The sequence below is a fragment of the Streptomyces sp. NPDC045701 genome (genome assembly GCF_056432045.1).
Window position 1 is genome coordinate 1 of the sequence record NZ_JBWKJV010000123.1, and the last position, 4,994, is coordinate 4,994.

The window sequence follows — 4,994 nt, forward strand, 5'->3', positions numbered from 1 at the left end:
ATCTTCTTCGCCGTCGCCGCGGAGGGCAGGTCGCTGGAGGACATCGCGACCCCGCTGTCCGCGCAGGCCGCCGAGGCATCGGCTCCCGGCGGGGCAGCCGGTGCCACCGCGCGCACGACGGCGCCGTGACGGCCGCACCATGACGATCATCGCGCGTGACGGCGGCGCCGTCACGGTCGACGCCCCGACGGGGGACGAGGGCGCCCGATTGAATCGAACCCCCGATTGAATCGGACCCCGCTGAATGGTTTATCATTCATACACATGCTCCAGTGGCTGTCAAGCCGCTGAAGTGGGGTCGGTTTGTGATTCTTTCCGTTTGTGTGCTGGTCAGGGCGCGGTAGGCCTTACGGGGGGCGAAGCGCTTGCGGCAGCGCATATGTCCTTGTTGTTCACCCTTCGTTGATGGGGCGTTCAATGTAGGCGCGGGGGCGTTCCCCCAAGCGCGGGTGAGCACGATGGTCTGCAGGGCGCTGTTCGCGGCCGGTCGCCGCCTTTGTTGAGTCGGTGGCGGTGGGTGCGGCCGGACGGGCGGGGACCGGGGCGACGTCGGCCAGGTGGGCGAATGCACCCTCGGGCCGCATCCGTGCGGAGTTGTCCCTGGCCGGGGCCGGCAGCCCCGCGGTCGCGGGACCGACGCCGGACAGCTCCAGCAGCTTGGGGGCGGCCTGCTTGTCCAGCGGGCCCGCGACCTGCTCACGCAGCATCGCCGGGGCCGGGACCAGCAGGCTGCGGATCTGGTTCATCGCCTGGGGACGGGCCTTGACCGCGCTGCGTGGTGGGTCAGGCCGTGGGTGTCAACTCCACCGGTGATCCCCGGGCCGCCGTGCGTCATGCTGTCATGTCCGTATGGCGTGTCCGTGCCGAGGGCGGCACGCGCCGGTCGGGCGGGTGGACCAGACAGTGACGGGGCCTCTTCACCAAGCTCCCATGAGATCACAAATGCCCGTCCGGCCGCGTGCGTGGTGACGCCCGGCAGGCCGACGAATCTCAAGCAGGACAGTCAGGACGTCAGTTGGCTGGCGAGTCAGCCCTACCGGGAGCGTCATCACTTCACCTCCTCACTGCCGGTTGCCGAGCTGGCGGAGGCTCGGTTGTAGCCCGCTTCGCGGGCTCGTGGTTTGTCGCAGTAGCGGCAGGCGCCAGGCATTCGCCGGGCGGCGAATACCTGGCGTGGGAGCGCGGCGGCAAGGCGACATTCAGCGCGGCCGACCCAGCTCCGACGGCCGACTCTTCGGACATCTCACTTCCGGGACCGGCCGGAAGCGAGCCTACGCCACCACCTCATGCGGCTGGACAACCACAGCGGCACCTTAAAGGCACCGACCTGTCCGTCGTCCGTGCTGACCACGCGAAAACGCACGGTTGGAGAACCCCAGCCGAGCGCCTGCGTGATCTACTGACAGCCGCGTAAGCCACCACCAGGTGTTGCGAGGACCCCGAGAATCCCGCCAAGAACGACCGGGGCCTCTGCCACGTTGCCACCCCCGGTGACCACGCTCTGTAACCTTTCAGCGCCAGGATGAAAAACGGTCAGCACCACACGCCATCAACACTAGCACCGCAACCCGGGACGACTCCGAGCAGCGTGTCGACCGTCCGGAGGGGGAATGGTATGACCCTTTCTTCATGCGTTCAGCTGTACTGACGCGCAACCTCGAGACGGCTGTTCGGCTGATGGCGTCATCCGCCATGAGTCGCTTCCATCGGGGGAGCCGCGCAGTCAGCTGCTTAGGAGCGAGCGATAGCGCCCCGCGTCCAGACAGTGGTTTCGTTGTCGAAAATCCTCACGGAACTACTTCGCCGCCTAGCAAGATTGGATGCAATGATTGTGCAACCGTTAATAAACGTGGTTGTCGGGGAGGATCATCCTGTTTATAGAGAGGGATTGGTGCGGGTTCTGACCCGCAGTCAACTTATCCGGGTAGTAGCCGAGGCCGCTGACGGGAATTCAGCTTGGCGTGCGATTTGTCAGCTTCACCCGGCAGTTGCAGTTTTGGATTATCGTATGTCCGGCCTGGATGGCATTGATGTGGCCCGCATGGCGAGGCGTGACGCGAATGTGAATACCAGAATTGTAATGCTGTCGGCCTGCACGGATAGCGCCACAGTATATAAGGCATTGCAAGAGGGTGTGACGAGCTACCTCGGCAAAGAATCCGACGCCGATCAGCTGATAGGAGCTATCATCGCATCAGCGCACGGGGAGGCTGTTTTGCCGACAAGTATCGCGTCCGGCCTGGTATCAGAAATCCGGAAGCGAGCGGACCAGGAAAAGCCTCTCCTGACTGATCGCGAGTTGCAAATACTCACATTTATCGCGGAAGGGAAATCGGTTCCTATCATCGCTAAGGAGCTCTACCTTGCTCCTACAACGATAAAGTCCCATGTCCAGCGCCTGTATGAAAAGTTCAGTGTGTGCAATAGAGGTGCGGTCGTTGCGGAAGCCATGCGCCGGGGAATACTCCGGTAGGCCAGTCTGCCTTATGGGGCTGGGGCAGGGCTTTCTCTTCGGATCAAATAGGGATCTTAGACAATGGCTGCGCAGGGAGACGCGCAATATTCCGCGTCGAAAGGCCGAACAGTGGCTGCCCAAGACCTCAAGGGTGTGTCGGTTAACCGCCGTCAATCGTATTCTGCCGTTGATCGCGTGCAGTCTCGCTACGAGATTCGGGTACAACGCACGCGATCACTCCTTCAGCTGGCCTTCGGCGGCGTCTTGGCGGGCGCGATAGTAGCTGAGCCAACCCCTGTAGATGTAGAACAGGTCCTGGTGCTAGGCCTCTACAGTCTCCTTGGGTTGGCGGGATTCGCGACTATGTGTCTCAGAGTGATCAAAGGCCGAGCACTGATCATCCTCCCTACCTTTCTGGGCATCTGCGACATTGCAGTAGTTGGCTGGCTCGGGAGTAAGTCGTACGATCCTCTGTTGCTGACGATCGCTTTGGTGATACCACCAATTTTGTCCGCTGTGCAGTCCCGCCCCGAGGTCACTATTCTCGTAACATTTCTCAGCTTCTGTGTTAGTGCATGGGCGTTGCTGCCGGGGTTCGGTAACGGATCGGAGCTCACCCGTGGCGGCATGACCGACGTCATGGCTATCCTGCTTGTAGTTGGGATAAATTGTTGCACGGTTTCCTTTTTGCATGCAAATCGCACTAAACAGATAACAAATCTGCTTCAAGTCCGGTCACAGCTTCTTGCGGAGGTGATTTCGGCAGAAGAGCGGGAACGTGGACTGCTTGCAGAACACTTGCACGACGGTCCTCTGCAAGCCGTTCTGACGGCGCGGCTAGACCTACATTCTGGCGATTCTGCGGCGGTACAGCGAGCACAAAAAATGCTCCTTGAGGCTGCCCGTGATTTGCGCAGACTGACGTGTGAACTGCATCCAGCGGTGCTGGAGGCAGCCGGACTGGACGCAGCGATTGAGGCGCTCGTGCACGGGTTGAGAGACCGTTCAACTATTCGGGTGCGTTGTCGAACAGAGCCTCTAGCCAAGTCGCCCAATGATCCTATTTTGTTTGCAGCAGCCCGCGAACTTCTAACCAATGTTATGCGGCATGCTAAAGCAACAGAGGTCGAAGTGGGTCTTACCCAGGAAGACGGTATGCGACTTCTTAAGGTAATCGATAATGGCATCGGGTTTGACGCTCGACGTATTCATGAGCGTTTGGCTCATGGGCATATCGGTCTGTCATCGCAACGCGTCCGTATAGAAGCCGCAGGCGGGAGCCTGCGCTATGTCCGGTCGGCAGCGGGCACGCATGCCGAAGTACGCATTCCGGTATGAGCCTCTCCACCCCACCCTGAGCTGGTCAGACAGAGGGGTGAGGATCATTGTGTACGAGCCGCCAGAGGTTTGGGGGTGGCACCGATTCGCTCAACGAGCGGCCGCGCTGGGCATGCGTGTGTCCCACCCGCAGATGGTCCTATCCGCTGGTCACCAGCCACGGTCTCGGCAGCCCGTAGCGACTGGGAGTCGATCACCGCCGCACTGGGTTCGGTACCGCGGCCCGCCTTTCGGCGGAGGCGGTCGCGCAGGGTGTCATGCAGGTCATCGGCATACTGCGCACGTTCCCATCGGGTGAAGAAGGCATACACAGTCGGGCGGGGCGGGAAGTCAGTCGGCAGTGCCCGCCACTTGCATCCGTTGTCGACCACATACCTGATGGCGCCGACGATCTTCCTTCTGCAGTGCTTTCCCGGCCTGCCGCCCCTGCCCCACCGCCAGGTCGGCAAGGGCAGCAAAGGCTCGGTGACCTGCCACTGTGCATCACTCATGTCCGAGGGGCAGCGCACCGGACGTGCCGGTTCACAGGAGCCCCGGCCAAAGAGGCATGCCGGACACGGACAGCCGGATGAAAGAACCGAGTTGGCATCGGACAGCTCGGAACGGTACAACGGCATGACAGGGCTCCTGTGACAACAGTTCGGCTTCGCAACCGCTGTTGTTACGGGAGTCCTGCTGCTTGTGCGGGCTTTCACAGCCCCACCACCCGAACGTGCCACTCCACTTATCGTGACCGGTTCTCAATCAGGCACTGAGCTTGGCGTTTAGCCTGCGGCGGCCCGGTGTTCTTTGATTGATTCGGCGCGGTTGACCGTCTTGCCGACGCCGTGGCGGGTGGACTGGTGCTTGTTCTTCGAGCCGGGAGGTCGTCCAGGTCCTGGTCGGGATGGTTTCGGTGCGGCGGCGGGACGGGCCGCCGTCGCCCGGACGTTGCGAAACCCCCGCCGGACGCGTGCGGGGGTGAGCCGACGGGGCTCGGTTCGTCGTTCCCAGGGGCGTTTTCAGGTCCTCGGTGAGGGGCCGGGCGAGGCGGAGCTGGTTGTGGGCGGCGATGATGAGCCAGGTCCATAGGTCGGCGGTGTCCGCGCGTCGGATCTTGAGGTGCCGGTAAGAACGCTGTCACCGATCCTGCTGGTTAATTTCGTTGCTGGCGGGTGGAGTTGCTCGTTATTCGTGTAGCGGTCGTGTTTCCGTCCCCGGC

At 62.0% G+C, this 4,994-nt stretch carries 4 protein-coding genes and 1 pseudogene; 2 read left to right on the plus strand and 3 right to left on the minus strand.

Annotation, left to right across the window (positions count from 1 at the left end; genetic code table 11):
* Window positions 1–392: 392 nt before the first annotated feature.
* The gene (locus AC07DW_RS33345; RefSeq protein ID WP_478861367.1) at window positions 393–746 is read right to left on the minus strand and encodes a hypothetical protein; all 354 of its coding nucleotides are present in this window, start codon (window positions 744–746) and stop codon (window positions 393–395) included.
* 1,028 nt (window positions 747–1,774) lie between these two features.
* Between AC07DW_RS33345 and AC07DW_RS33350 the strand changes: the two genes are divergently transcribed.
* Both AC07DW_RS33350 and AC07DW_RS33355 read left to right on the plus strand, forming a co-directional pair.
* Entirely contained in the window at window positions 1,775–2,473 is a 699-nt protein-coding gene (locus tag AC07DW_RS33350) for a response regulator (protein ID WP_478861368.1), read from the plus strand.
* A 456-nt stretch (window positions 2,474–2,929) separates the two neighbouring features.
* Window positions 2,930–3,793, plus strand: a complete 864-nt coding sequence (locus AC07DW_RS33355) for a sensor histidine kinase (RefSeq protein WP_478861369.1) — start codon at window positions 2,930–2,932, stop codon at window positions 3,791–3,793.
* 44 nt (window positions 3,794–3,837) lie between these two features.
* Here AC07DW_RS33355 and AC07DW_RS33360 read toward each other — a convergent pair whose 3' ends face one another.
* Window positions 3,838–4,410 (minus strand): transposase, encoded by a 573-nt coding sequence (locus AC07DW_RS33360; RefSeq protein ID WP_478861370.1) that lies wholly within the window; start codon window positions 4,408–4,410, stop codon window positions 3,838–3,840.
* A 147-nt stretch (window positions 4,411–4,557) separates the two neighbouring features.
* Window positions 4,558–4,891: pseudogene (locus AC07DW_RS33365) on the minus strand (NF041680 family putative transposase); the annotation flags it as partial.
* Window positions 4,892–4,994 lie beyond the last annotated feature (103 nt).